31 protein-coding genes are annotated in these 23,938 nt (G+C 54.6%); 26 read left to right on the top strand and 5 right to left on the bottom strand.

All coding sequences use genetic code 11. The features are described from left to right. Nucleotide 1 precedes the first annotated feature (1 nt). The 25 genes from F7231_RS04305 to F7231_RS04185 all read left to right on the top strand — a co-directional run bounded on the left by F7231_RS04305 (nucleotide 2) and on the right by F7231_RS04185 (nucleotide 21,624). Nucleotides 2-280 carry a hypothetical protein gene (locus F7231_RS04305; RefSeq protein WP_166691013.1) on the top strand — a complete coding sequence of 93 codons (279 nt, stop codon included), beginning with the start codon at nucleotides 2-4 and terminating at the stop codon, nucleotides 278-280. Then, nucleotides 267-1,856 (top strand): hypothetical protein, encoded by a 1,590-nt coding sequence (locus F7231_RS04300; protein WP_166691012.1) that lies wholly within the window; start codon nucleotides 267-269, stop codon nucleotides 1,854-1,856. Before F7231_RS04305 ends, F7231_RS04300 begins: the two co-directional genes overlap by 14 nt. Beyond that, complete coding sequence (locus F7231_RS04295) at nucleotides 1,853-4,111, top strand: hypothetical protein (protein ID WP_166691011.1); 2,259 nt, start codon at nucleotides 1,853-1,855, stop codon at nucleotides 4,109-4,111. The genes F7231_RS04300 and F7231_RS04295 overlap by 4 nt, the downstream gene beginning before the upstream one ends. Further along, nucleotides 4,111-5,229 carry a hypothetical protein gene (locus tag F7231_RS04290; protein ID WP_166691010.1) on the top strand — a complete coding sequence of 373 codons (1,119 nt, stop codon included), beginning with the start codon at nucleotides 4,111-4,113 and terminating at the stop codon, nucleotides 5,227-5,229. The genes F7231_RS04295 and F7231_RS04290 overlap by 1 nt, the downstream gene beginning before the upstream one ends. Nucleotides 5,230-5,254: 25 nt before the next feature. After that, nucleotides 5,255-5,710 carry a hypothetical protein gene (locus tag F7231_RS04285; RefSeq protein WP_166691009.1) on the top strand — a complete coding sequence of 152 codons (456 nt, stop codon included), beginning with the start codon at nucleotides 5,255-5,257 and terminating at the stop codon, nucleotides 5,708-5,710. Beyond that, entirely contained in the window at nucleotides 5,710-6,162 is a 453-nt protein-coding gene (locus F7231_RS04280; RefSeq protein WP_166691008.1) for a DUF1353 domain-containing protein, read from the top strand. The genes F7231_RS04285 and F7231_RS04280 overlap by 1 nt, the downstream gene beginning before the upstream one ends. Continuing rightward, nucleotides 6,159-6,482: a hypothetical protein gene (locus F7231_RS04275; protein WP_166691007.1), complete on the top strand. Its 324-nt coding sequence runs from the start codon at nucleotides 6,159-6,161 to the stop codon at nucleotides 6,480-6,482. The genes F7231_RS04280 and F7231_RS04275 overlap by 4 nt, the downstream gene beginning before the upstream one ends. Then, nucleotides 6,479-7,339, top strand: a complete 861-nt coding sequence (locus F7231_RS04270; RefSeq protein ID WP_166691006.1) for a hypothetical protein — start codon at nucleotides 6,479-6,481, stop codon at nucleotides 7,337-7,339. The genes F7231_RS04275 and F7231_RS04270 overlap by 4 nt, the downstream gene beginning before the upstream one ends. Further along, the gene (locus F7231_RS04265; protein ID WP_166691005.1) at nucleotides 7,336-8,289 is read left to right on the top strand and encodes a hypothetical protein; all 954 of its coding nucleotides are present in this window, start codon (nucleotides 7,336-7,338) and stop codon (nucleotides 8,287-8,289) included. Before F7231_RS04270 ends, F7231_RS04265 begins: the two co-directional genes overlap by 4 nt. Nucleotides 8,290-8,301: 12 nt before the next feature. Continuing rightward, the gene (locus F7231_RS04260) at nucleotides 8,302-8,676 is read left to right on the top strand and encodes a hypothetical protein (RefSeq protein ID WP_166691004.1); all 375 of its coding nucleotides are present in this window, start codon (nucleotides 8,302-8,304) and stop codon (nucleotides 8,674-8,676) included. A 161-nt stretch (nucleotides 8,677-8,837) separates the two neighbouring features. After that, complete coding sequence (locus F7231_RS04255) at nucleotides 8,838-9,770, top strand: hypothetical protein (RefSeq protein ID WP_166691003.1); 933 nt, start codon at nucleotides 8,838-8,840, stop codon at nucleotides 9,768-9,770. Continuing rightward, nucleotides 9,770-10,006, top strand: coding sequence for a hypothetical protein (locus tag F7231_RS04250; protein ID WP_166691002.1), 237 nt, complete (start codon nucleotides 9,770-9,772; stop codon nucleotides 10,004-10,006). The genes F7231_RS04255 and F7231_RS04250 overlap by 1 nt, the downstream gene beginning before the upstream one ends. Nucleotides 10,007-10,065: 59 nt before the next feature. Further along, nucleotides 10,066-11,010 (top strand): hypothetical protein, encoded by a 945-nt coding sequence (locus F7231_RS04245; protein WP_166691001.1) that lies wholly within the window; start codon nucleotides 10,066-10,068, stop codon nucleotides 11,008-11,010. 16 nt (nucleotides 11,011-11,026) lie between these two features. After that, nucleotides 11,027-12,988 (top strand): hypothetical protein, encoded by a 1,962-nt coding sequence (locus F7231_RS04240; protein WP_166691000.1) that lies wholly within the window; start codon nucleotides 11,027-11,029, stop codon nucleotides 12,986-12,988. After that, entirely contained in the window at nucleotides 12,985-13,821 is an 837-nt protein-coding gene (locus tag F7231_RS04235) for a hypothetical protein (protein ID WP_166690999.1), read from the top strand. Before F7231_RS04240 ends, F7231_RS04235 begins: the two co-directional genes overlap by 4 nt. Beyond that, a complete protein-coding gene (locus tag F7231_RS04230) occupies nucleotides 13,814-14,137 on the top strand; it encodes a hypothetical protein (RefSeq protein ID WP_166690998.1) in 324 nt (107 codons plus the stop codon). Before F7231_RS04235 ends, F7231_RS04230 begins: the two co-directional genes overlap by 8 nt. Nucleotides 14,138-14,212: 75 nt before the next feature. After that, nucleotides 14,213-15,046: a hypothetical protein gene (locus tag F7231_RS04225; protein WP_166690997.1), complete on the top strand. Its 834-nt coding sequence runs from the start codon at nucleotides 14,213-14,215 to the stop codon at nucleotides 15,044-15,046. A 36-nt stretch (nucleotides 15,047-15,082) separates the two neighbouring features. Next, nucleotides 15,083-16,258, top strand: coding sequence for a hypothetical protein (locus tag F7231_RS04220; protein ID WP_166690996.1), 1,176 nt, complete (start codon nucleotides 15,083-15,085; stop codon nucleotides 16,256-16,258). A gap of 85 nt (nucleotides 16,259-16,343) precedes the next feature. Beyond that, nucleotides 16,344-17,948 (top strand): alpha-amylase family protein, encoded by a 1,605-nt coding sequence (locus F7231_RS04215; RefSeq protein ID WP_166690995.1) that lies wholly within the window; start codon nucleotides 16,344-16,346, stop codon nucleotides 17,946-17,948. Nucleotides 17,949-18,010: 62 nt separating this feature from the next. Further along, complete coding sequence (locus F7231_RS04210; protein WP_166690994.1) at nucleotides 18,011-18,436, top strand: hypothetical protein; 426 nt, start codon at nucleotides 18,011-18,013, stop codon at nucleotides 18,434-18,436. Continuing rightward, on the top strand, nucleotides 18,433-18,927 hold the full coding sequence (locus F7231_RS04205) for a hypothetical protein (protein WP_166690993.1): 495 nt from the start codon (nucleotides 18,433-18,435) through the stop codon (nucleotides 18,925-18,927). Before F7231_RS04210 ends, F7231_RS04205 begins: the two co-directional genes overlap by 4 nt. Further along, nucleotides 18,928-19,398 (top strand): hypothetical protein, encoded by a 471-nt coding sequence (locus F7231_RS04200; RefSeq protein ID WP_166690992.1) that lies wholly within the window; start codon nucleotides 18,928-18,930, stop codon nucleotides 19,396-19,398. After that, nucleotides 19,395-19,841 carry a D-Ala-D-Ala carboxypeptidase family metallohydrolase gene (locus F7231_RS04195; RefSeq protein ID WP_166690991.1) on the top strand — a complete coding sequence of 149 codons (447 nt, stop codon included), beginning with the start codon at nucleotides 19,395-19,397 and terminating at the stop codon, nucleotides 19,839-19,841. The genes F7231_RS04200 and F7231_RS04195 overlap by 4 nt, the downstream gene beginning before the upstream one ends. A 38-nt stretch (nucleotides 19,842-19,879) precedes the next feature. Next, entirely contained in the window at nucleotides 19,880-20,800 is a 921-nt protein-coding gene (locus tag F7231_RS04190) for an NUMOD1 domain-containing DNA-binding protein (protein WP_166690990.1), read from the top strand. Nucleotides 20,801-20,949: 149 nt separating this feature from the next. Then, entirely contained in the window at nucleotides 20,950-21,624 is a 675-nt protein-coding gene (locus F7231_RS04185; protein WP_166690989.1) for a hypothetical protein, read from the top strand. Nucleotides 21,625-21,849: 225 nt separating this feature from the next. On the opposite strand, the gene F7231_RS04180 is transcribed toward F7231_RS04185, so the two are convergent. Both F7231_RS04180 and F7231_RS04175 read right to left on the bottom strand, forming a co-directional pair. Then, the gene (locus F7231_RS04180; protein ID WP_166690988.1) at nucleotides 21,850-22,557 is read right to left on the bottom strand and encodes a hypothetical protein; all 708 of its coding nucleotides are present in this window, start codon (nucleotides 22,555-22,557) and stop codon (nucleotides 21,850-21,852) included. A 31-nt stretch (nucleotides 22,558-22,588) separates the two neighbouring features. Further along, the gene (locus F7231_RS04175; RefSeq protein WP_166690987.1) at nucleotides 22,589-22,774 is read right to left on the bottom strand and encodes a hypothetical protein; all 186 of its coding nucleotides are present in this window, start codon (nucleotides 22,772-22,774) and stop codon (nucleotides 22,589-22,591) included. 21 nt (nucleotides 22,775-22,795) lie between these two features. Here F7231_RS04175 and F7231_RS04170 point away from each other — a divergent pair, with 21 nt between their 5' ends. After that, nucleotides 22,796-22,996 (top strand): DUF6965 family protein, encoded by a 201-nt coding sequence (locus tag F7231_RS04170; RefSeq protein ID WP_166690986.1) that lies wholly within the window; start codon nucleotides 22,796-22,798, stop codon nucleotides 22,994-22,996. A gap of 1 nt (nucleotide 22,997) precedes the next feature. Here F7231_RS04170 and F7231_RS04165 read toward each other — a convergent pair whose 3' ends face one another. The 3 genes from F7231_RS04165 to F7231_RS04155 are packed head-to-tail and all read right to left on the bottom strand — an operon-like array spanning nucleotide 22,998 to nucleotide 23,938. Beyond that, on the bottom strand, nucleotides 22,998-23,243 hold the full coding sequence (locus tag F7231_RS04165) for a hypothetical protein (protein ID WP_166690985.1): 246 nt from the start codon (nucleotides 23,241-23,243) through the stop codon (nucleotides 22,998-23,000). Further along, entirely contained in the window at nucleotides 23,240-23,506 is a 267-nt protein-coding gene (locus F7231_RS04160; protein ID WP_166690984.1) for a hypothetical protein, read from the bottom strand. Before F7231_RS04160 ends, F7231_RS04165 begins: the two co-directional genes overlap by 4 nt. Nucleotides 23,507-23,509: 3 nt before the next feature. Next, nucleotides 23,510-23,938 carry a hypothetical protein gene (locus tag F7231_RS04155; RefSeq protein WP_166690983.1) on the bottom strand — a complete coding sequence of 143 codons (429 nt, stop codon included), beginning with the start codon at nucleotides 23,936-23,938 and terminating at the stop codon, nucleotides 23,510-23,512.

Raw genomic sequence — 23,938 nt, 5'->3', positions numbered from 1 at the left:
CATGCCCAGACCACAAAAATGCAAACTGCCCAAACAGCGCACTCAGTATTTCGTCGGCGAACCCGTCGTGGTGATGTCGCTGGCTAAGGTAGAGATGACCTATGAGCTACTCATGCGCTGGGCGCAGCGGGATAAGATGGGCAGCAATGAGCGCAATCAACTCGATGTCGATATGAAAGCCCTGATGCTCGAGCACCGGCAGGAAGTCAAACACGCCCGGCAGTATTACAAAATCAACTCGTCACGTCCTGTAAAGCCTGCGCCTGATGATTCGCTATGAACTGAATGGGGTGGGCATCGACCCGCCAGTCGGCGTTGACTCGCTCACGTTGACCAAATCCCGCCACCGGCAATATTGGGGCTTCTTTCACCGGAATCTGGGCATTGTCGCCGGACTAGGTTCGCTGCGGTTCACTGACCCGACGGCCGTGCGCATCCTGGCGGCTGGGTTCGGCCAGATCAACCCGACGACCACGTTTGCGATTCGGGGCGATGGGCTGGATTACGAAGCGGCCATCGACTACGACAGCTACAGCCGTATTGGGGAAGGCATTGCCGTCGGTCTGATTGATAACAGCGTTGCCGACCTCATTGCGGCCCGATCAGCCACTAAGTACGAGTTGCCACTTGACCAAAGCAGTTCATTGTCGGGCCGCTCGATTGGCGATCCGCTCACGCTGGAACTGACGCCTACGGTTTCGCTTCGTACGGTTGTTCAGCGCAGCACAGGCAGTGGGCTACCGTTTGCGGGCTTGGCAGACCCCTCAATGCCGGTTACTGTCTGGGCCAACGCCACGGCCGAACCGGTGACGGTGCTGATGCAGGGTCGCATTCAGGCCAGTGTTACGGTGGGCAGTGTCAGCAGCTACACCCTTGCGACCAATGGCACGACACTCCTGCAGGTGACACCCTCGGCCGGAGTAATTACCGGGCTGATCAACAAAGCGGTGACCGTTGCGGCCAATAGTTCGCTGGTCTTAACCGTCACGACGGGCGGCACACAGACGATTGCCTACGACGGAGCAACGTACCTGACACTTACCCAGCTACCGCCAACGACATCGAGCCAAGTGTATGGCATACGGCTTGATACAGCCGTTCGGGTATTACTTGACGCGATGGGTTTGACTGATCTGGCTCTTTCGTCGGACTGGCTCGATACGTATGGTTCTGGAATGCTGTCGACGGCTACCGGACTGGCGGGCAAATCAGCAACGATCTCGCTGAGCCTGGCTGACCTGCTGGGCAACCTGACCACGCTGCATTACCTGAAAACGGGACTGACGGCAGGCGGGGCATTGTCGATCGAATCACGTGCTGGCTCGGAGTTACCGCAGGTGCCATTCGCCTACGATCAGATTGCCTCGCTGGCGATTAAACGCGCCACTGACTTCGTATTCGGAGCCGTTACGGCAGGCTATGACGTACCTGGCGATACGGCGCAGCGGCTGACCGACTCTTTCCGGAAACGGACCTACCCGACAGTGGCCACGCTGTCCAAAAACGAATTGGTCTTAAAGCCCACGTGGGTAACCGATCCCGATCGGATTGAACAGGCACGAAGGGGGCAGTTATCGGCCAACGCCGACAAAACGGGGGAAGTCTTTTACCTGACCGTTGACAATGATTTTCTGGATGCCGAATGCCTGTACTATCAGTGGGCTGAATGGTGGGATTACGACACGTTGCCCGAGTTGCACACGCTTCAGATTCGTACCGACCAGCCAACGTACCTGAATCTGGGTGAAGAGATCGGCTACGACGGCCCGGACAGCCTGACGACCTACGGGCTACTGCTCGATGCGCAATACAATCTGCTTGATTCCATGCTAACCGTTTCACTACTCGTTCGATGACTGATAACGAATTTGTCTTTATTCCTTTTTGCGGTGACGCCACCGTGACCGATACGCTCCTGATCGCGCCCGGTGATCGGCTGCGCTGGCTGGTTGCTCCCTGCCCAGGCATTAAACCCGGTGACTCGCTCAAGCTGATCAGTTCGGCCGGCGTTGAAACGAGTGTCGGTACCCTGCGGCGACCACGTGGTGAATCCTACACCGATCTGGTGTTAGCGGTGGGCAGTGTGCCAACCAATTACCGACAGTTTGCCCTCGAAGTAGACGGCCAACCCATCACGACCACGTTTTATCCTGATGTCAGCGGCTACGCCGATCGGCTGGCCTACACGCGGGCCATTACCCGGCACCTGGCTAATCAGCCCTTTATTGCCGTTGATGTGTATCGCAGTGGGTACGTAATCTACCTGCGTATCTACGACGGGGAGCGCATCAACCTGACGGGGCAAACTGTAACCGTCGGGCTGGGTAAAGTCATTACGCCCAACAGCAACGTACCTGTTTTGCGGGTGACTAAGTCCACACCCATCAGCTACGCAGCATCGTGGCCTTATCGGGTCAGTATTGGCGCATCGATCGAGGCGGGCAATGTGTTTCGCCTCGATGGCGTCAGTTATACGGCGCAGGCAGGCGATACCGTTGCCAACGTGCGGACGGGACTTGGCTTGTCTCTCGACGAGTCCGTACCGATTTCCCGCTCAACGGCAACGTACCCAACGGCAACGGCTGAGGCGGGAACGGGCCGGATCGTGGGCAGCAACAACCCGACTTTGGCCCTGCAATATTCGGGTACGTCGGGTGGAAATGATACGTACCTGGTTGTTGTGGGCAGCGACATCGTAGCGGGCAACGTCTACCAGATTCAGGTACCGGGTTCAGCCGATCGCATCACAGTTGCTACCAGCAGTTCGACCGTGTCGAGCATCGCGACGGCCCTGGTATCGGGTGGGGTGCTGTCGGTAACGGCTGGCCTGACGCCGGTCGCCCTGACGGACGTGGGCTACCAGACGGCGACCAACACCAACCAGCCGAGTCTCACCCTTACGGCCCTGACACCACTGCCAGCCCGGACGCTGGACCGCTACACCGGGTTTGTAGGCAGCGACATAGTGACGGGCAACCGCTACGAGCTCAGCATTGCCGGAGTAGTCAGTAGCTACACAGCGCAGGCCGGCGACACCGCAACGATCGTGGCCAAGGCGCTGGGCCGTTCGGGTAGCAGCTTCACCGTTGAGGTGGCGACGGGCGGCGTTGTCTTTGCCCGCTCGTTTCGGGGCAATGCCTACCGGGGCCCCGACCACGTAGCACCCATTGCTCTTACCCAGAAAGAGCGGCCCCTCGGCGGGCCCTGGATTGCGGAACTGGTTATTCCAATGGGGACAACAGGCACCTACAAACTGGCCTGCGGGTCGGTGCGCTCATCGGTGCGGCTGTCGGTGGGCAATGCGTACGTGCTTCAATCAGACACTTCCCTGGTGCGCTGGTCGACATCCGAAGCCGAAGACAACCTGACGTGTCAGCTTCGACTGCCCGTTTGTCTGTCGGTCGATCGGCTGCAACAGAGTGAAACGAGCTACGTGGATCTCTCGGGCCTTCAGCGGCGCAACCGGGCAACGGGCAGGAAAAGCAGCGTACTGACCACGGCCTCGCAGTCGGCTCAGTTTCACCGGGCCATGTGGGCGCTCTTGAAATCCGACACCATCACCATCGACGGCGCCGACTGGCAACAGCAAGGCGAGTACAGCACTACGGACGGGACGCCACCCAACTACCGGGGGCAGGGGCGTTGCACGCTACTGGCTACCCGGCAGGCTGAAACGCGCGCGTTGTGGGCAGGGACTTCTATCTCAGCATCAACCAATTACGCTAGTATATCATGGCTAATCGGCGCGAATGGTCTGTCGCTGTGGGTCAAGGGGTATTCCTTTGAGGGAGAACTACGGGAAGGCTTGCAGTTTCCGGCCGGAGAGTATCAACTGCGCATCGTAACAGGTGCCGATCCGCTAACGCTGCGTATTGATCGGGCTAGTGGCGAAACGGCGCTGTATACGCTCTGGCCACAGACGACCAACCGGCTGCGCAATGTGCGGTTTGAGCCGGGGGTTAATCGCGTTGCCATTGCCACGATCGCCAGTGCGCTGCTGACGACCTCGGCAACGACAGCCTACAGCGAACCGGAAGCCGTACTACTAGACGTACCCGAGACAGTGATCATATCTGATTTTAACGACGACTTTAACAGCGATTTCCAATAATGAGAGCATTAAACGTATTCCGAACGTGGGTAGCCGCCACCTTCACCACGGCGGGTAACATTACCGGGCCGGAGATCAACGAGGCGCTGATTGATCTGGCCGATAACATCGAAGCCAGGGGGGCACTGGCACCTGACGTCAACGGCAATGTGGGAATTGGCACCACGACACCGACTGAAAAACTGGACGTGGTAGGCAACGTGCGCGTTACGGACCGGGTACGGTTTCCGGCTACGGTGCAACAGAGGCGTGTCGAGTTGTATCCCGGCACCGATGATCACCAGTGGTATGGCTTCGGCGTCAACACCAATGTGTTGCGGCATCAGGTACCCTCAACGACCGGCAGCCACGTTTTTTATGCTGGACTGAACGCGGCAACCAGTGTTGAACTGATGCGCATCCGGGGGAACGGCGACGTAGAAATACCCGGTACGGCGGTGCTGGGTGGGCGACGGGTTCAGAATACGCACCTGATCTCGGACAGTGCCCCGTACACGGCCTCGCTCTCGACGCTCAACTTCAACACCCTGACCTACCCCTGTGAACTCTGGGTCGAAGGCAACGCGGGCAGTGGGTCGCTGGCACTGGGTTCCCCCGGTGCTACCATTACCGGCTTGGCTATTTATGGCCACGTCCGGGTCACGACCTCACGCGATGGGTTTGTGTTGCAGGAATACTTCGCCACGGACGGGCAGTACGCCTACCGTCAGCAGTTCCCGGGTGTAGCTACGACGGGCCAGTTTTCAAGCTGGTTCAGCTACCGGGGCACCTTCACGGTAGGTGGCACCCCATCCGCGACTATTGGCGCTGGGCTGGGGTCCGCTGGTACCCGAACGGCGGGCTTTGTGGCAGGCAGTATCAACACGGCGGGTCGCATTCAGTTGGTAGTGGGCACCTCACCCACGGCAGGGGCAATACTGGCCACTGTTGCCTTTTCATCGGTTCAGGGAGCCGCCCCCAAGTCCATCCAGTTGCAGCCGATGAATTCGCTATCTGCCGCGCAGGTAGCCAGGGTGTTCGTAGATAACCTGACCACGACTGGTTTTGAAATCCGCTCATCAGATGTGGCCCTAACGGCTTCCTCAACGTACCTGTACGCCTATACCGTCATTTTCTAGCCACCTACTTCGCCTACCTACCTCCATGCACAACACAGACAGAATTCAGGTACCTATTTCGCCCGCTCCCTACACCGGGCACGGCCGGGCAGCCAAGCACCGGTTTTTCGGGGTAACGGCCGACCTCAACATGCTGCAACAGGTCGACGTGATTCATGTCAACCCGCAGGGCGTACCCATACATGAACTCATCGATGCCGATGCGTCGCTGACCGATGAGCAAAAAGAACTCGCCAAGGCGCAGTACCCAACGCGGGCGGTCAGTAAAACCACCGACGGCGCATTCTGTGACCCACAAACCGGGGCCATCGTAGCAGAGAAGACACCTGGTGCGGTTCCGCAGCGTGAGTTTTTCCAGAACATTACGGTAGCCCAGATGATGGCTATGACGGGTACGACGACTGCCAGCAGCTTCGCACAAGTGCTGTATACGATGCTGGCGGGTGAGATTCAAAAGATTGACGCAAGGGGGGGATTGTAATGCTGGCCATCACACGCACGGCAAGCGAGTACGCGATCGCTGTTCAAATCGAGAGCAAAGCCGAAAAGCGCGACCAGTTTCGGGTTGCTCAGACGCTGCGTGTCGAATTGTTCGACGGCCGGATCGTAGCCATACCAGCGGGGTTTGTGACGGATTGCCACTCAACGCCACCCTGGACACAATCGTTACTGCCTGCCTACGATACTCGCACGGCACTGGCGGCGATTGTACACGATTACCTGTACATGCACTGGGAGCGTTACGAGTCCGAGGCAGGAATACTTGAACTTCATCGTGACCTAATGGGCAGAGAACGTAGATACGCCGACCGCTGCTACCTCGATCTGATGGAGCGGTTTGCTCCGGGCTACTGGCGTAACCAGATCTATTACACGGCAGTCCGGTTATTCGGCGGCTGGAATTGGAGCGCGTACCGAAAACAAGCGAAATGAAGACACTACAAATAACGCCGGGGCAGATCGCCAATTATGCATTTACCTCAAAAGGGTGGAACGGCTTACTGGCGACCTACACGCTGACGGCGGCCCTGATTTCATTGGCTGATGCAACACTAGCCACCGTACAGGTTGGCTCGGGCATTCTCCGAACTGTCGACGACCAGGGAGAAGCGGGCTTTCTGGTCACCTTTACCGGTGAGCAGACACAGCACGTATCAACCGGCACCCGGCTGGTTGTCAAACTGGAAAAGGCAGGCGAAACGCCGATCGAAGTCATTGTTCAACTACAGATCCAAACCCTGCTACTGGTATGAGCAACCTACTACAATTATTCGTTGAGGGTGGGTTGGTGCTGCAACTGGTCGCTACCGACCGGGTTGTCAGTATCGATGCCAGCCAGGTACAACAGGCAGCCAGTGAGGCAATCGAGGCGACGGCGACGGCCGCAGAGTCAGCCGATGCGGCCAGCGGGGCAGCGGTGGCAGCGATGGGCTACGCCGATAGTGCGAACGCCTCGGCCGGAATAGCAGTTAATGCGGCGACCTCGGCCAGTGGATCGGCGAGCAGTGCCACAACGGCCAAAAACAACGCGGTAGACTCAGCGACCAGCGCAACCAATTCAGCGACCTCGGCCAATGCCAGCAAAAACGCTGCGGCTCAGTCAGCGACCAATGCGGCTACGTCGGAAACCAACGCAGGCAGCTCAGCCACGGCAGCAGGCACGTCGGCTACCAATGCAGCCAACTCGGCCACGGCCGCTAATGCCAGCAAGGTAGCAGCCGCTACCAGTGAAACCAACGCGACTAACAGTGCAACAGCGGCCCAAAACAGCGCCAACATAGCAGCGAACGCAGCGTTGAACCGAACCGTTGTGGCGGGCAATATCAGTACATCATACGCGATCGATTTGTCGCTGGCTGACAATACACTCCTGATCGCTACGCTGACGGCCAACACGACGCTGACCATTTCGGGCGCAGCGGCAGGCAAAACACTAACGATCATTCTGACGCAGGGCGGTGCTGGCGGGTTTACGATGACCCTGCCCACGGCCTGTAAAACGCCCGGATCCGCAGCAATCGACTGGAATACGGCAGCCGGCACAGTCAATCTGTTGAGCATGATCTGCGCTTCTGCTACCTACATCGTCACAACAAGCGTAAAAATATGATACGGGGGATACAGGGTGTGGTTGGTCAGTTTACGCCAAGTCTGAATCTGGATTTTACAAAAGGGGTTATGCCGTCCGGTATGACCTACACCCGTTCGGGCGTGGCTACGCGGGTGAACGCATCGGGCATACTGGAAACGGTTTTAGCCAACGTACCCCGATTCGATTACGACCCGGTTACGCTCCAGCTGAAGGGGCTGCTGATCGAAGAAGCCAGAACCAACGTCCTGTTGCAATCAGCTACACTGGCCAGCCAAAACGTTACTGTTACGGCGCAGGTGTATACGCTCAGCTTCTACGGAACGGGCAGCATCACCCGGTCAGGTACCAGTACAGGTACGTTGTTGGGTAGCGGCACAAACGCTAGGGTGACGGTAAGTTTCACGCCCACGGCCGGTACATTAACGCTGACGGTATCGGGCAGTGTAACCAGTGCGCAACTGGAAGCGGGCAGCTTCGCCACCTCCTACATTCCGACCACAACGGCGGCGGCAGTACGCGGGGCCGATGTGCTGACGATGCCAACCGCTGGCTGGTACAACGTCAGTGAAGGTACGTTTCTGTGCCGCTTCACCGTCGATGCCGCAGGTGTCGACATACGACCATTAACGGTCAACGACGGGACCAATAACAACCGAATGGTCATTCAGCGAAACAGCAGTAACCAGTTAGTAGCGTTTGGGGTAAGCGCGGGCGTCAATATTGCCTTCTCGTCGGTTGGGGTCAGTGGCCTGACAACCGGCGCGATGGCTGGCGCTATCGCCTACAAGGTAAACGATTATCGATTAGCCGTCAATGGTACCGTGCTATCTCCATCGGCCAATACGGCACCGCCTCCTGTCGTCACTACACTCACCCTTAATACGTCGGGTGGTCGTTTTTGGCATACACGTATCGCCTACTGGCCTACCCGTCGCCCCAACGCGTACCTGCAATCAATCACCGTTTAATTCGATCAGACAATGGCATTCACCCCAACTACAGTAGACCAGTTCAAGGCCATTTGGCCGTATCTAAGCCAGGAACAACTAGCGGGCTATCTGGCCGATGGTACCCTGCGTTCGGTAGTCCACGCGACGAACGTGCAGCAGGTACTCGGCTCAAGCTACAGCGGTCAGGCAGCCGTCAGGCGGGTGTACGTGTTTGGCCCAGATGACATTGAGGCCAATATCGTAGGCGAACACTACGGCTGGGCACATATCGAAAATATTGCCCCCGTCCACGTGTACCGGACCATCGGGCTGGGTGTGCAGATCGATTCGCGCATTCAGGCGGCACTCGTAGCTACCAATGACGGCGTATTTCCCCCGATTCTGCCACCGACAGCAGGGGCGTAGTTCTTTTAGTACTGGTGGGTATCAAAAGCCTGTCTGCACCTGCGGGCAGGCTTTTTTGTGGGTAATGCGTTTACTCTGATTGTCAGCCAATTGCCTGTATTATACAACTGGTTTCGGCGCGATGACTACCCGCCCCCCTGTTCAGTCTGCCAAATTCGGGCATGCTCAGAGCGATCATACTAGCAGGCTTCTACAACAATTCGACGTCAGTGACCGTCGATGTGGCTGGCGTTGCACCCGGTACGACGATTCTGATCTGTCGCGGTGAGTTTATCATAGGCTCGGCGGTAGTCGTGACGCTCAACGCAGCGCTGGTCATTCCGGTGCTGGCACTGGGTACGGGCGACATTATCCAGGCATCGATTGGTGTGCGGGGTTCAGGCTCAGGCATCCCGGTTCGGGTACTCAGCTCGAGTACATTACCGACAGGGTGGCTGACACCTACGACCATTCGCGTAACCAACGCGGGCGGTACCACCACGGATTACACGGCAGCGCAGTACCTGGCGGCATTCGGTCAGCTACCCGCTGATGTGTATGACCCGATCGAGGCAGGTTTAGCCCGGGTGCCTGCCAACTACGAGCAAGACCCAACGCTCGACACAGTTGATTTCGATCTGCAAATCAGCCAGCAGCCCGGTCAGACGACCATCACCGTACTACCACGCAGCAGCGACGTGCTACTGGTTGGCTGGAATGGAGCAACGCCCTCAACGGCTGCACCACTCACCATTACAACGGGTGCCACGGTATCGGTAACGGTGCGTCGGGATACCGATAACCTGACGGCATCGCGCACCCTGTCGGTGTCGGTGCTGCCGTCAGGCGTTTCGGGTTCGGGTGCCATCAAGGCACTTGCTTACCGGTGGTATGCCAATGGCCTGCTTCGCCTGTTTGTCAACTCGGCCAGTCCGGTCGAGGTCGCTATTCCCGGACTCGCAGGCGGTGCCTATCAGGCCGGTACCAGCTACGACACCAATTATTGGGAAGTAACGTGGTCCGGCACGACAGCAGCGGGTACCTACACGGCTACGGCTCGGGTGATTGGCGAAACCAACCCGGCCAATTACTACACACTCGTATTCACAATCTGATGAAAAAGCAAGCTGAAGAACAGGCTACTGAGCCCGTCTACGTAGACACGCTGATTTCAAGCAACGCTGACAGCGGTGTTGTGGTGATCAAAACCGACCGGCCCGACGGTAGCCAGGTGCGCGTTAGCCTACCCGGTCAAACGATCAAGGCCACCGTAAACGGCGGGCAAATCTGGGTAACCGGAACCAGCGGCCACACGGTACACATCGTCGGCGTCGAGGCTATTGCCGACTAACGAATCCGTATCCGGCGGGGTAACGGGCCGCTGTAACACTTTCAATTCAACCAGTAAAAATGTCTAAGATTCAAGACGTGATTGCCGATCCCCTCGGCCTGGTACCCGGCCCTAACCGGATGCCACAACCCGGCGTTAAGCGCCCAAAATCCAATTTTCTCGCTGTTGCACTGGTTGCGGCTGGTGTAATCCCTGCTTTTGGCACGTCCTGGACGCCACCCGGTGGAACAGCTGGCGCGTTAACGGCGGGCAACTTGGTATCGGGCATCAAAGCCTTATGCTACAACGGGCAAGCCACATTCCTGGGTGACGGTCAGGTCAACGGCAAGCGGGGTGCGTTCTCTGAGTTCCAAGAGGCCTATAACTACGGCTCACGGACGAAGGCACGACCAACAGGCTTTGGCGATACGACGTACTCGTTTGACAACCGCGACCAGTACCTCAACGTCGAGTTCTTCAACCAGTTGCGGAGCGCACAGACGCCGTACGACATCTTCGTTTTCACTGATTTCAGTGTCGAAGTAATTCGCTGGGCCGATCATACGCCCGTTTACGGTGAGATCAAAAACACGGTCGAAGGTGATGTTAAAAAGGATATCCCCGGCTCGTTCAGCATCATGATCACCAGCGAAGGCGAGATCCCACCTGTGTTCGGTATCAGCAAAGCCACGCTGCTCAATGACCTGAAATTCACGATGACAGCAGCCGTAACGGGTCTGGTCGCCGTAGCCGGTGCCACCAACACGTACACGCTGGCTGCTACGACGCTGGGCGTACTGACGCCAACGCTGGGACAGGCCTTGCAGGCGGGCGGGTTGAAGTACAGCATCTTCTCGAACATCTCGGACGATGTGCCAACCGCGCAGGTAACGACCGTCAACGCAGCGACTGGCGTGGTCAACATCGGTACCACGCTGCCAACAGGTACGTATCGGTACACGCTCGTTGTCGAAAACACGACAGGCGTCACCGGTTCATTCACTTTCACTGTACAGAAAGCCTAGTAAGGCCGATTGATTTATGCTTGACTATACCCGCGACATTCTGCCGTATCTGGAAGGGACTGGACCCCGACACGCCTATTATGAGGCGTCGAAGGCTCACCGTGACCGGATACGGCAGGTGTTTCGGCGTAGCTACCCGGTATACCTCGACCTGAACCGGCCGAAGGAGTCGACGGCCAGTAAGAACTACCGGAAGGTCGTTTACAAAAACCCGTTTCGTTCACTCCGGAGCCGGTACATTGACACGCTCGGCTACATTCCCCAGGCTGACGATTTTGCGGTTGTGTTTCCCGCTCAGGAAGAAACGCAGACCGACACACTTGAGAATTACTGTTCATCCGGTTTCTCGGCAGACGGAACACTCGATGAGTGGTTCTGGCGCCGGGTACGTCCCTTGTACGTGCATGATCCTAACGCAGTATTGTTGGTACTGCCGTTGCAACAGCCAGGCTCCGATATGGAGCGGGTTGCACCAACGGCGGTACTAATTCCCTGCGACGGAGTATGGCAGCACAAAAAAGGCCGCTTTGCCGTGCTTGAATTGCCACAGCGAAAAGACGAGCCAAAACGGTTGGCATTCGTTGATCACGACAGCTATGCGATTGCCACGCTGGTAGCAAAAGAAATAAACCCAGCGACCAGCCTGCCAACCTACAGTTGGGCGGTGACGGGCATTGGCATCAACGAGGAAGGTCAGCCGATCTGGCGACCAGCCCTACATGGTTGCCCGAAAATGCCTGCGATGAAATTAGGCAAGCTCCAAGAAGAGGAAGCCGAAAAGATCAACGCGAAAGGTGCTTACGAATCCGTTTCTGCCAGCAACACGGCGGGCATTGATCCGGATGAGGAATATTATGAGTCGTCGTTGTCGCCTGCCCTGGCGCATATTGAAACGGCGCAACAGATCGAGTCTGACCTGGCCGTTGAGCGCAACCTGCACGTATCGTCGCAGGAATGGCGCTATACGACTAAGGGATGCCCGGATGAGAAAAAGGGGGGCGACGATCAGTGTATCGGCGGGACCAAAGTTATTCGCGATGCCAATGGCGACCTGAAAGACGTTATTGTCTGCCCAACCTGCAAAGGCCACAGCAACAACCTGTCGATGTCGGGCACCGAGATAATCGGCGTGACACCGCCATCTGCCACCTCATTTGCCGACGAAAGCAGGCCATCAAATTTGCCGATTCCCCCAGGCGGGTTCATACCGCGCAATATTGATGCGCTGAATGCTTTCGTCAAGGAATACGAGCGGGTAAAAGCTGAAGCGTACGCGGTGATTGATATGCAGTTTCTGGAAACCACGCCAACGACGGCAAGTGGTACCAGCAAACGCTACGATCGCGAAGAGCTATATAGAAAGCTCAATACTGAAGCAGCGCACCTATGCACGATTGAGCGGTTCGCTTTTTCGTGGGTCGGTTATCAGCGGTTTGGGGCCAGTGTTACCCTGCCCGTTGTCATTGAGCCGATCCGGTTTTCGCTGGAAAACGCCGAACTAACCCGCGAAGAGCTGGTCGAAGCCGTTGATAAGTCGTTTGACTCCAACCTGCGTAAGCCACTGGAGAAAAAGCTGATCAGCTACCAGTCGGGCGAAGACTCGAACTACTACCGGCGCTATGAACTCCGTGAGCAGCTTGACCCCTACCCAGGCGTCAACAACGAAGAGAAGCTATTCATCTTATCGGCGCAGCGCATTACGCTCGAAGCGGGTTCTGAGGCGTTGCAGCTGACGACTGAAGAGGTTTGGTTGAGCATCCTGTTCGATGGCCTGCTCAACGAGCAGTTGCGTACGATGGGCGAAGCATTCTGGTCGCTGAAGCTGGACGTGCAGTACACGAAATTGCTGGAAGCAGCCCGGAAGCGGGTAGGCAAAATAGCCGGCCCGGTGCTAGACCCGGTAACGGGTAAGCCTATGGTTGGCGGCATGACACTTACGCCACTGGTTGACGTGAAAAACGCAGATCAGCTATCATGAACGAGGTAGACAAACTGCTGGCCGAAATGGACGAACTGGACACGTGGATCACCGTGACGCTGGCTGACCTATTTGACCGTACGCGGAACTGGCTGGATTTGCTGGGTGCCGATCTGCTGGGCTGGCTCGATAGTCTGGCCGCTGACATTACACCATCGGGCAAGCTACGCAGTCTGATGAACTGGCTAAGTGGGCTGGGCGACTTTGGCATCGAGGGCATTGCGCGCTGGGTGACTGATACGCTGGCCGGGGCAACCCAGAAGCTGGTGAAGTATTTCTCACTGCTGATCGGCAAACCCTATGTGGCCGGAGCCAACCTGACGCGGCTCGAACGGCAACTAGAGCTACAGGCTACAGGCGTCGTTGGGGCGCAGATTGGCTTGCACGTCCGGGAGTCGCTGACAACGCAGCTAGGTAATGCCGTACTGGCCCGGTTGGACGTAACGGGCCTACGCGGTATCGGTACCGACATTCTGGGCAGAGAAAGTACGGCGTTTCGTCAGGTGACCAATACGATCGAAGAGGTCGTACTGACCTACGTACGGGCCTGGACGGATACGGCAGCGACTGGCCTGAAGCTCACTCACTGGTACTACATGGGTACGCAGATCGCCACGACACGCGACTTCTGCCGGCAGCGGTTAGGGCGAACGTACCTAAAAACCGAAGTCGAAGCATGGGCTGACTTGACCTGGTCGGGCAAGATGATCGGCACAACGAAAGAAACCATTTTCTGGTACGCAGGCGGCTATCGGTGCAGACACCGACTGTTGCCCGTCACCAAACGGGTATACGACTTTCTATTAACTAAACAAGTACAAACCAATGGCTAACAAGAAGCTGAGTGAAATGAAACCCTCTGACGAGGTAACGGTAGAGTTGGGCGCGATTTCGAGCACCCAAAACGGCAAGGTGGTCACCAACGAAAAGGCCCGCAAAGCTTTCATGACGAAGGCGGCTTACGACGAACTCGCCAAGGAACTTGACGGAGAAGGCTATAGCCCACTTCTCAGCCGCACAGTGTCGCTATTAGGCACGGTGAAATACAGCAAAGAGAAGGATGACCTCGGTAACGCAATTCAGGTGCCTGGCCTCGGTGACGCGATTGTAGCTGACAACATCAAAGAGGAAGAAGAGCCAGCGGCCTAGTCTTTCCGACGACCACCACAGTACCACATTACCACTACATACGAATAACTGGCAGGCATTGCCTGCAAACACACAATGAAACTCAAGGACTTTCTTGAAAAACAGGCGGGTAAAGTTGGCAATGCCATCGATGCCGCAAAACTCACTGCCGAACTGGCAAAAGTCGCTGACATCGACATTGACGATGATGTGGCCAACGCCATCGACAACAATCTGATTACCGAATCGGAAGCCGAGAACCGGCCAACAATTAAGGGAACGCTAACGGCTCGGGCCTTAAACGGCATCGATTCGCTACTGAATCCCGTACTGGCTGACTTTCTGGAACCGGACGAAATCGAATCCCTGAAGGGTGACAAGATGACGACCAAGAAACTGGTCAAGCTGATTGAAAAAGTAAAAGGGCTTAAGACGCAGGGTGCTACACCAGGCGAAGCGGCCAAAACCATCAGTGATCTGAATGCGGAAATTCTTCGCATTAAGCAGGAATCGGAAACGAAGGAAACGACGCTGAAAGGCCAGTTTGCCCGCGACCGCTTTTACGACAAATTAACGGCAACCATTACCGGACGCGCCGACGTGATCGATACCGTGAAAGAAGAAGATGGCCTGCTGGCGATCAAAGCTTTTGAGCGTAAGATCGATTCAGTGGGCGGTGTTCTCGACGTAACAACAGGCAAGATCATGCGCAAGGATGATACAACGGCTGAGTTGTTTGTCGCCAACAAACCAGCATCGGTCGCCGACTTACTGGAGCAGTCGCTCAAAGAAAAAAACTACCTGAAAGTCTCCAATGCGGCACCGACTACCATAGTCGAGATACCGGGCAAAAAGGCTGAGCAGGGCGAAGAAACACCAGCCCAAAAGAACGCCCGGGAGCGGGCTGAACGGCGGGCTGAGAATCAATAACACAACCGGCAGCAATGCCTTAAACACGCAACACACGTGGCAAACGGAATTAACTTGAATTTGGCGCGCATTGCTGAAACGGCTATCGCCCGCACGATTAATAACGGTCGTCGGTTCTCGACCAATGGTTTTTTGCAGGCAGCGCGTAGCCCCCAAAATGCCGAATTGATTACGGACATGAATCCCCGTAATGCCAACAATGACGGTCGGTTGTCGGTCGATCAGACAGGGTCTACGCCAACGGCGCAGGTTCGCCTGAGCTACCGGCCAATGGTCGACATGACCGTTGACACGACCCGCGCCGTTGCTGGATCGAGTGGCACCACGCCCACGGCAGCTACCTCGCTGCTTGTGAACTATGCCCTGCACCGGGAGCAAAAGCACAAGTACGGTGTGATGGATATGCTGGGACTGGAAAAGGCGGCTGAGACGTACCTGACGAACCCGTCTGAGTTTACGCCCAAAGTGAAAGGCTTCTCACTGCTCAGCAATATGGGTGATGAAATCTGCCGCAAGATTGACCCGCTGCTTCAGTCAGTCAATACGGCTGTCGGTACGGCACTGCTGGCCGCTGCCGGTGGTAATCTCATGATTGGGGCGGCGTCGCCCGCCAACCTGGCAGTACCTAACGTGAACGGTTTCAAGGCTGACGGTTCGTTGCATACCGACTTTTACGACTGGCTGAAAAACCTGCGGGTGATTCACAACATCGCCGGCCGTCTGATCGTAGTAGGTGGCTTGAAGCCGCAAACGTGGTTCAATCGTAAGGGTATTGCTTCGGCTGCCTCGCTCGGCTACGATTACGAGAAAATGATGGAAGACCTCGACGTAGAATTCTACTACGAGCCTCGCGTCGACGTGTTGTTTGGTACCGATCAGGTCTGCGTGATCGAAGCGGGTGCATTCTGCTTTGAGTCGTGGCTGGAACACGCTCCGCTTAACGAGGGCGGCGTCATTCCAATGGAAGAACACAACAACACGTACTTCGGCAACTGTGACGTGAACATCGCGCAGAGCATGGCGCCTACGTTCGGTCTGGAAATGGATTTGCGCGTTGAGCAGCTTCTGAGCACGGCGGCATACCCAATTGTGAACATCATTCCATCGATCAAGTTCGGCGTGTTTGCCCGTCCTGCGGGCCTCATCAAGAACTATGGCGGCTGGGAAACGCACACCGGCATTTTCCGGGCGAAGCTGGTAACGGCGGCGTAGGCATCAAACTGACTGATTCACCTAAAAAGAGCCAGCCGCAGGCGCAACCGTCGGTGGCTGGCTCTTTTTTTCTCCTTACATCTACATGAACCCATTTCGCCACGTCCGATTACTGGCCCTGCTGCTGATCAGCAGCATCAGTTTTGCCCAGCAAACTGTCAGCAGCAAAGCCGACGGCAATGCCACGGTTATTACCATTACCGCACCCACGCAGACCATTACTGTACGCGTTGAAAACGCAGCTGCAGCCGTCGTTGCGCCCGTCGATGCCGTCAGCGTCGAGGCTACTAAACCCGTAACCAAACCGGTCGTTATCGTGCCGGAGCTAAACGTTCAGCCGGTAACTACGGGCTTTACTGATCACAAGGTACCAACCCGGCGCTGGCTGGGTTTGGGTCTGATGCTGTTCAACCAGCAGGCCGACGGCAGCATGACAGCTGACGATCAGGAGCTATTAACCTACTCGGCGCAAAAGGGGGCCAACTACGTGCATGCCTCGCTGGACTGGAACCGGGCCGAACCGGCAACGCTGGCCGATGGACAGTACGACTTTCGGCTCTACGATGATCTGCTGGCCAAGGCAGCCGCCAACGGGCTAAAGGTGTGGTTTAGAATCGCGATGGCACGCTCGGACAATAGCAACAAGCAGCGATCGGGCAAAGCCTTCATCGACGAGAGCGAAATGATTCGCGACCTGCAAGGGCGGGTCTGCAACGATGCCGGCGCCTACATGGGGTCATTCGATTCTGAAGGCTTTCTGTCCAAAGTTGACGGCTTCGTGACCGCAGCGGTTCGCCACGTGCAGGCCAGCCCGTACGCGAACGTCGTGCTGGGCTTCTCGCTGGTAACCAATGTTAGGCAGGAAGGCTGCTTCCCGATGGACAACCAGATCAACGGGGCAGGCTACCAGACAACGTACGATTTCTCGGATGCTTCGCTAGCCGTGTTCCGGGAGCGGTTACGGGCCAAATACAACTCTGTCGGTTCGCTCAACAAGTCATGGGGAGCCAGCTACGCCAATTTCGACCAGGTGCAGTTTCCAGCCGTATCGGGTGAGGGGCATTTGATCTCCTTCTTCAGCAACGCGCAAAAAGATTTGTATAGCCACAGAGAGCAGTCAATCGCTAATCTGGCTAACCGGTTTGATAAAACAGTCAAGGCCGTATCAGGCAAGCTCTACACGGCGACCGAGTACGGCAGCCTGTTTGATCCGCTGTCAATTGCCCGGGGCACTATGACCATTGCGCCACTCATCGATGCGGATGGCATCAAACAAAACGATCAGCCCAACTACGACCTGCGGCGGTCGGTCGCGCTGTCACTACGGGACTACAGCCCGCGCCGGTTTGCGGCTACAGAGGTTGACGGCAACTGGCACGACCTGAGCGAGCAAATCTACCAGATCGAAGAGTTCTACCGGGCCGGCGGTTCAATGGCCTGTATCCATCAGATATACCCACCCGGCAAAGGGGCCGCTGAGGCAAAGCCACGGATCACCAATATCCTGACGCCTGCGATCGTGGCATCGCTGAGTCTGCCCGTCAGTAATAGCTACCAGGCAACGTATACAGTGGATTGGGCACGACTGGTCAACGATACGTGGATGAATGGCCAGAAACAGGCCTTTCCTGAGTTCAACGCAGCCACCGAAAACGGCAGCAAGCGGGTTCGGATCGTCATTAAAAAGTAACGCGTACCGGTGTTGGTCAGCCTCCCAATGCCGGATATCTAACCATATGAGATCTTCACTTCATGCCTCCGACTCTGTCAGCCCTCGGGCAACTGTGGGCCACCATTCTAAAGTTAGAGGTGATCTACCTCTACGGATTTCTATCCCTACTGGGCGCAGCGTATGCGCTGGGTAACGACGAGGTAGGCCTGTGGCGCAAATGCCGGGCCATTGTCGGGGGGTGGGTGTTTGGCTTCCTGATCGCTTCGTCGGTCATCAAATGGCAAACGCTCGACATCTGGTCAGCCTTACTCTATGCGGTGGGCGGTTTGATTGGCCACTTGCTGGCTGACACCTTCCTCGATCTACTACGATATGCCCGGGCGAACAGGCTCACGGTCGGGTTCTGGATCTGGAGCCAATTTAGAGACATACTGATTGAACAACTCAACGTAATCCTGAAACGAATTGGAACAAAGACTACGAAACCAACCGACAACGAATCATGAATTACCTCGTGTATGCAGCGGGTGCCTTTTTATTGGCTGCCACGCTATCCGCAGGCATTGAGCTACAGGCCGTGCGCGTCCTGCTGGTCATTTTTGCCGTTACGCTTGCCCTGTTGCATCATTTCGTCAGGGGCCGCTCACGCGCCTATCGGACTACTGAGTTTCTGTTACTCATGGTCACTGTCCTAATACTGGGTACGTCCTACGCCCTGCCAAATGACTATAAAAACCTGTGGATTCTGTTTCTGCTGGCGCTAGTCATTCACGGCGTTAGTGCGCTGGTCTTCTACTGGAAAAGCCTGTCAGGCACCGTCGGCGAACGGGCGCAGGGAGAAATCAAAAAGACGCTGCCCTGGGTGCTGCTCGGCTGTGCAGCCCTGCTCATCGGCCTGCACTTTATGTTTCCCCCGAAACCAGCGCCACCCGCACAGAAATCGCAACCAACCCGGGCGGAATCAAGACTTGATTCGCTCAATAGACTCAATCCGTAAATGAGACTTCGCCTCAATCCTTTCGCCTTCGCCCGGTTTCTGCTGGGCCTGTTTGTAGTGGGCACCTTGCTGCTGGCCTTTTCCGCTAAAGCGCAGATTCCACCCTACGTACCTGACCCCATCAATCAGGTCATTCAGCTTCAGAAAGACCTCAACTTCTGCCGGTGGACACTCGAAGAAACCCGAAAGGAGAGCAAAACCGTGATTGCCGAAAAGAAGCACGAAATCGATAGCCTGACTACCGTTTCGGCCCGGCTCGATAACGACCTGACGGTAACGATGCAGGCCAACGTACTACTGGCTAACGGCGAGGTGCAGCAGCGCAACCGGGCCGATAGTTTGCAGGCACGACTCTACAAAATCGAGGGCCGTACCATCGTTGGAAAGGGGCTACGCAAAGTAGCCAAAACGGCGGCATGGGTTGGCTGGGCTGACATTATCCTGCGCACCATTCAATTCATACCGCGATGAGCAAACAATCATTCCCTGATTTCGGCCCCTGGTTGACCTACGCCGAGGCAATCCGGTCAGATACAGCCCGACGCAAAGGCATTGCCAACGTGCCCACTGCTGCTCAATACGCAAGAATGAAGGCCGTGTATGACAACATATATGCGCCCTTGTGCAAGCGATTCGGCAAACTGCCTGTTAGTTCGTTTTTCCGTTGTGCTGAACTAAACAAGGCTGTTGGCGGCTCCAAGACCTCGCAGCATATGGTAGGCGCTGCGATAGATATTGACTGCGATGGCATTAAGGTTATTGGCAACAAGGCGCTGCATGCCTACATCAAAGCCAATATGTCATTCGATCAACTTGGCTTGGAATATCCGGATGCAAACGGCAATCCGGGATGGGTGCATGTTTCTTTTGTGAGCTTAGTAGAAAACAGAAAAGCCCTGTTTACGGCAACTTAATAATAGCTTTATTCTGTATCATTGGTTATATTGGAGGTATGGAAACGACCTTTATTTATACCCTTACAGATCCCCTAAACGGACAGATTCGCTACGTAGGGAAGGCTAATAATTTAACGCACAGGCGTAACCTGCACTTGCGAAAATTTGAAGGCACACGTAAGTGCAATTGGGTACGGTCGCTTATTCAAAAGGGCGAAACTCCAATTATGGAGGTGCTCGATATTGTACCAGTCGATGAGTGGCAGTTTTGGGAATGTTACTGGATAGCCCAAATAAAGGCGTGGGGCTATCAGCTTTACAATGGTGATAATGGGGGGCTTGGTAGTGATCGCTTGTCAGTCGCAACGAAGGCGCAAATATCAAGGGTGTTGGCGGGGAGGCCTAACAAGGCACTACAAAAGCAGGTTGCACAATATGACTTACAAGGCAACTACATACAGACCTTTGCCTCATACCAAGAAGCGGCCAAATCTTTCGGAGGGAGTCATAGCAATATTTGCAGAGTTCAGGGTAAGGGGCTTTCTACTGGGGGCTTTTTGTGGTTAAAATTTAATCAAGAGAAGCCTCCTATGATAATTGAAACCCAGTACGATTCGCGAGGGATTTACATTCAGACTCCCGAACGGCGTAAATCGGTTGGCGAAAAAACGAAGCAGCGATTGCTCGGCAGCAAGGCTTCGGAGTCGGCGAAGCTAAAGATGAGTTTAGCTAGAATGGGTAAGTCTCCCGCCAATAAAGGAGTAAAGCCGACGCCTGAACAGATTGCAAAAAGCAGGGCAACTTGTACAACAAAAGTCATCATTGATCAATATACCATAACAGGCGAGTTCGTTCGCCAATGGGATAGCATAAAGGAAGCATCGGTGAATACCGGAATTGCACGAGCCTCAATTAACAAAAACATTAAAGGGAGTAGCAGACATGCAGGGGGCTTCCTATGGAAACATGCCAAGTAATCGGTCGCGCCTATTGATAATTAGTAAAAGGTTAAGGGTTTGAACAGCAAAAGCCGGGTCGTGATGAATCCGGCTTTTGTATTATAAGGTAGACTGATATTTCTCAGCGCACACGTAGATTTACCGAACAACCTTTAACACCTATCTGTATGGCCAAAATAGAAGCCTTCGTTCAACGAGTACACGATATTATTGTTTCAGCACCTTGGGATGCTCTACCATTTAATTCAATTGATGGAGACGAGGGTCGATATAATTACGCCGACTTCGCGAGATTTAAAGTGTCAGGGTTGTCTGCGATAAAATCAATTTATGGCGTAAACGATCAGTATTATATAGCTTTTACAGAGGGCTGTAAAGAAAATCGAGAGAGAGACTTGAGTACCGGATTAGGAATATTGAGAGCCATTCTCACTGAACTTCAGAGGGGTTATATCGACACTATGAAGGGGCTGGTCTCTGCTGAACTTTTTTCTGATTTTATGGAAATGGCTTCGCATTTACTAGTAGAAAATTACAAAGATCCTGCTGCAGTAATTATTGGGAGTGTCCTTGAAGAGCACCTTCGCCAGTTGTGCCTAAAAAATGGCATCGAATTAGAGCAGGCTTACCCAAATGGGAAGTCAAACCCAAAAAAAGCTGACACGCTCAACAATGAGCTAGGATCAAAAGAAGTCTATAATTTGAGTGACAAGAAACAGGTGACAGCTTGGCTTGGCATTCGAAACGATGCAGCACATGGTCACTATGATCAATACAACTTGCCTACTATAAAGAATATGCACGAAGGGGTACAGTTGTTTATGACCCGAAATCCTGTTTAAACCAGTACTGATTCTCGTTGTAAGTCAAGTAATCGGTAGATCATTCCTGACACTACAATCGCCACAACCAACCACGGCAATACCCGGTCTACCCACTTGGGCACAAACGCCAACTATAATGCCCGGTATGGATTGTAGCCATTATCGAACAGGTAATCGTCAGCTTATCAGGTCGGGTGCAGTTTCATAGGGCAACAACCAATATATGACCAATATGAATTAAGGCTATTCGTCTAATTTGGGCCTAATTCTCTTGCCTAGATAATCAGATCCAGTGTGGCGAAAAGATTTGGGGATTGATTTAACCCTCATCTCATATACTTGCTGCCATTGAGCTTGAACCCCTAAAGAGGCTTTATCCGGATACCCCCCCATTGTAGTTAGCATTTCTGGCGAGGCTATAAATATAAAACTGGGAGTAATAAACACGCCGTTAACCTTGACGAGATTGGGATTTACTAGCTCAACATAAAGTACTACGTGGCCGTATTGATCAATCACCTCAACAGAATTATCGTCGTAATTTCTCTTATAATAGTTGTTAGGATTCACGGACCATTCATTATCCTCTATTTCTGCTACTATCTTTTTGTCCAAACCAATGATAGTGGTTGAAACATAAATTTTATCATCTCTAACCCTAAGCTTCACAGGCTCTATCCCATCGGCAGATATCAGTGTAGATACGTCTACACCGTCAGTAAAAGCCTTTTTCGAGTTTGTCATAGACACGCCTCCTACAACAACAGTAACCCAATCCTCGGAAGACATTTTTTTGCCAGTAGTAAGTTGGCCGTTCGTCGCCTTTTCTCTATCATTCTGAAGGGTGACTAAATTGCCAAAATAAATATTCCCGATAGCTAGTAGGGCTGTTAGTACACCTGCGATATATTGACCATAATTGCAGATAGACTGCCACGTCTCGTTAGACATTGTTATGTGGTTATAGTGTGGAGGAACAAAGCTAAGCAGGAATCTTCCGAAATAGTCGTCCGATGACATTGGCCACGCGGCCGGAGTCAAACACGACCAGCATAGAGCCATTACGACCCCGAGTGCATTTACCTGCACCGTTGCGAATAGCGGTGCAGGTAACTCCTTTTAACTCCTGATCGGTGTATCGATCGCCGAGATAGCGGTAATGGTTCATTGGGGCGGTTAACTTTGCAGTATGAATACAGATGAACTAATCGCTTATTTCGAGGGCAGACAGTTGCCCACTGGCAAAATCCGCTTTTCGAGTTTTGAATCGACCGACGATGCGGCCAATATGGTCAGGCTCAATATTGCGCGCATCAAAGCGAAAGGACAGGGAGCCGACACGGCAGCGGCAGTACTGACCCGGCTTAGAACGTACCTGGATTCGCTGTAGGCTAAGTAGATCCCGTACAGGCTGGCCGCTCACTGACTTCGCCAGCGCCCGGCATCTGATACGTTTCGGTATAATCGGGCTGGGTACGTTTGCGCCGCTTGATGCACCCACATTTAACGCAGGTAGCTGATTCGCCCCAGCCCGGTTTGCCATCCCATTTGTGGCGTTCATTGCCAGGTACTACCCTTGGCGGCTTGGCTTCGTTGAGATGGAACGTACCCAGCTCAGGTGTGTAGTAGAAGCTCATAGCGATTGCAGGTACGTTCGTTTAACCGGTGTTCCCTTCGCTTTCAGCGTCTTTTCCATTGCTGACAGAAAGTCATTTCTGTCTTTGCTGCATGTAAAGTTGAAGAACAACCGGCGACCAACGCAGGTCACATAGTTTCCGAATGAGATTTTGGCCCACAGGCGATACTCCTTCATTTGCGCCGTATTCGTGCCAACTGGCAATTCGTAGTAGCAGCCCGTTTCGATGGGTACGGGTAGCGGCTTGGCGGGTTTGACTGGCATGATCTAGGTTTCGACAACTTTGGTTTTCAATCCAATCCATTCGCCCGAAAACTGTATCAACAGAAACAGGTCGTATATGCTGAGCTCAGCCGTCGGTCGCTTGAAGACGGCACACTCAAAGCCCGCTGTACTATTGAACACATCATAGAGTAGCAGGTATTTGCCTAGTGTCAGGCTATCGCCGCCATAGTCGTCAATGGTGAACGGCTCGGGTGCAATACCGCGCATCTGGCCGCCAACCTCAAAGAGTGGGTGAATGGGCCGACCGTCAACCGTTTCCTTTTCCCATTTGCTGACGGTGTAACGATCAAACGCAACGGTGTGCAGTGGGTAATCGCTTTCAGATGTCCAGAGCAGTGGCACACCGCCAAAGCATAGAATCTGAGACAGGTAGCTGATGGCCATGTTTGGGCCTCGTAGTGCTTTGTGCAT

The organism is Fibrivirga algicola (assembly GCF_011742925.1).
Taxonomy (GTDB): Bacteria; Bacteroidota; Bacteroidia; order Cytophagales; family Spirosomataceae; genus Fibrella; species Fibrella algicola.
This window is presented reverse-complemented; position numbering and strand designations above follow the sequence as displayed.

What these genes read in the sequence shown, in the direction of transcription:
- F7231_RS04200 (WP_166690992.1), top strand. Translation starts at nt 18,928, where the DNA reads ATGAGACTTCGCCTCAATCCTTTCGCCTTCGCCCGGTTTCTGCTGGGC.
- F7231_RS04190 (WP_166690990.1), top strand. Translation starts at nt 19,880, where the DNA reads ATGGAAACGACCTTTATTTATACCCTTACAGATCCCCTAAACGGACAG.
- F7231_RS04280 (WP_166691008.1), top strand. Translation starts at nt 5,710, where the DNA reads ATGCTGGCCATCACACGCACGGCAAGCGAGTACGCGATCGCTGTTCAA.
- F7231_RS04240 (WP_166691000.1), top strand. Translation starts at nt 11,027, where the DNA reads ATGCTTGACTATACCCGCGACATTCTGCCGTATCTGGAAGGGACTGGA.
- F7231_RS04245 (WP_166691001.1), top strand. Translation starts at nt 10,066, where the DNA reads ATGTCTAAGATTCAAGACGTGATTGCCGATCCCCTCGGCCTGGTACCC.
- F7231_RS04260 (WP_166691004.1), top strand. Translation starts at nt 8,302, where the DNA reads ATGGCATTCACCCCAACTACAGTAGACCAGTTCAAGGCCATTTGGCCG.
- F7231_RS04235 (WP_166690999.1), top strand. Translation starts at nt 12,985, where the DNA reads ATGAACGAGGTAGACAAACTGCTGGCCGAAATGGACGAACTGGACACG.
- F7231_RS04155 (WP_166690983.1), bottom strand. Translation starts at nt 23,938, where the DNA reads ATGCACAAAGCACTACGAGGCCCAAACATGGCCATCAGCTACCTGTCT.
- F7231_RS04305 (WP_166691013.1), top strand. Translation starts at nt 2, where the DNA reads ATGCCCAGACCACAAAAATGCAAACTGCCCAAACAGCGCACTCAGTAT.
- F7231_RS04290 (WP_166691010.1), top strand. Translation starts at nt 4,111, where the DNA reads ATGAGAGCATTAAACGTATTCCGAACGTGGGTAGCCGCCACCTTCACC.
- F7231_RS04230 (WP_166690998.1), top strand. Translation starts at nt 13,814, where the DNA reads ATGGCTAACAAGAAGCTGAGTGAAATGAAACCCTCTGACGAGGTAACG.
- F7231_RS04170 (WP_166690986.1), top strand. Translation starts at nt 22,796, where the DNA reads ATGAATACAGATGAACTAATCGCTTATTTCGAGGGCAGACAGTTGCCC.
- F7231_RS04185 (WP_166690989.1), top strand. Translation starts at nt 20,950, where the DNA reads ATGGCCAAAATAGAAGCCTTCGTTCAACGAGTACACGATATTATTGTT.
- F7231_RS04275 (WP_166691007.1), top strand. Translation starts at nt 6,159, where the DNA reads ATGAAGACACTACAAATAACGCCGGGGCAGATCGCCAATTATGCATTT.
- F7231_RS04165 (WP_166690985.1), bottom strand. Translation starts at nt 23,243, where the DNA reads ATGAGCTTCTACTACACACCTGAGCTGGGTACGTTCCATCTCAACGAA.
- F7231_RS04175 (WP_166690987.1), bottom strand. Translation starts at nt 22,774, where the DNA reads ATGAACCATTACCGCTATCTCGGCGATCGATACACCGATCAGGAGTTA.
- F7231_RS04270 (WP_166691006.1), top strand. Translation starts at nt 6,479, where the DNA reads ATGAGCAACCTACTACAATTATTCGTTGAGGGTGGGTTGGTGCTGCAA.
- F7231_RS04180 (WP_166690988.1), bottom strand. Translation starts at nt 22,557, where the DNA reads ATGTCTAACGAGACGTGGCAGTCTATCTGCAATTATGGTCAATATATC.
- F7231_RS04265 (WP_166691005.1), top strand. Translation starts at nt 7,336, where the DNA reads ATGATACGGGGGATACAGGGTGTGGTTGGTCAGTTTACGCCAAGTCTG.
- F7231_RS04300 (WP_166691012.1), top strand. Translation starts at nt 267, where the DNA reads ATGATTCGCTATGAACTGAATGGGGTGGGCATCGACCCGCCAGTCGGC.
- F7231_RS04285 (WP_166691009.1), top strand. Translation starts at nt 5,255, where the DNA reads ATGCACAACACAGACAGAATTCAGGTACCTATTTCGCCCGCTCCCTAC.
- F7231_RS04210 (WP_166690994.1), top strand. Translation starts at nt 18,011, where the DNA reads ATGCCTCCGACTCTGTCAGCCCTCGGGCAACTGTGGGCCACCATTCTA.
- F7231_RS04225 (WP_166690997.1), top strand. Translation starts at nt 14,213, where the DNA reads ATGAAACTCAAGGACTTTCTTGAAAAACAGGCGGGTAAAGTTGGCAAT.
- F7231_RS04160 (WP_166690984.1), bottom strand. Translation starts at nt 23,506, where the DNA reads ATGCCAGTCAAACCCGCCAAGCCGCTACCCGTACCCATCGAAACGGGC.
- F7231_RS04255 (WP_166691003.1), top strand. Translation starts at nt 8,838, where the DNA reads ATGCTCAGAGCGATCATACTAGCAGGCTTCTACAACAATTCGACGTCA.
- F7231_RS04215 (WP_166690995.1), top strand. Translation starts at nt 16,344, where the DNA reads ATGAACCCATTTCGCCACGTCCGATTACTGGCCCTGCTGCTGATCAGC.
- F7231_RS04250 (WP_166691002.1), top strand. Translation starts at nt 9,770, where the DNA reads ATGAAAAAGCAAGCTGAAGAACAGGCTACTGAGCCCGTCTACGTAGAC.
- F7231_RS04195 (WP_166690991.1), top strand. Translation starts at nt 19,395, where the DNA reads ATGAGCAAACAATCATTCCCTGATTTCGGCCCCTGGTTGACCTACGCC.
- F7231_RS04205 (WP_166690993.1), top strand. Translation starts at nt 18,433, where the DNA reads ATGAATTACCTCGTGTATGCAGCGGGTGCCTTTTTATTGGCTGCCACG.
- F7231_RS04295 (WP_166691011.1), top strand. Translation starts at nt 1,853, where the DNA reads ATGACTGATAACGAATTTGTCTTTATTCCTTTTTGCGGTGACGCCACC.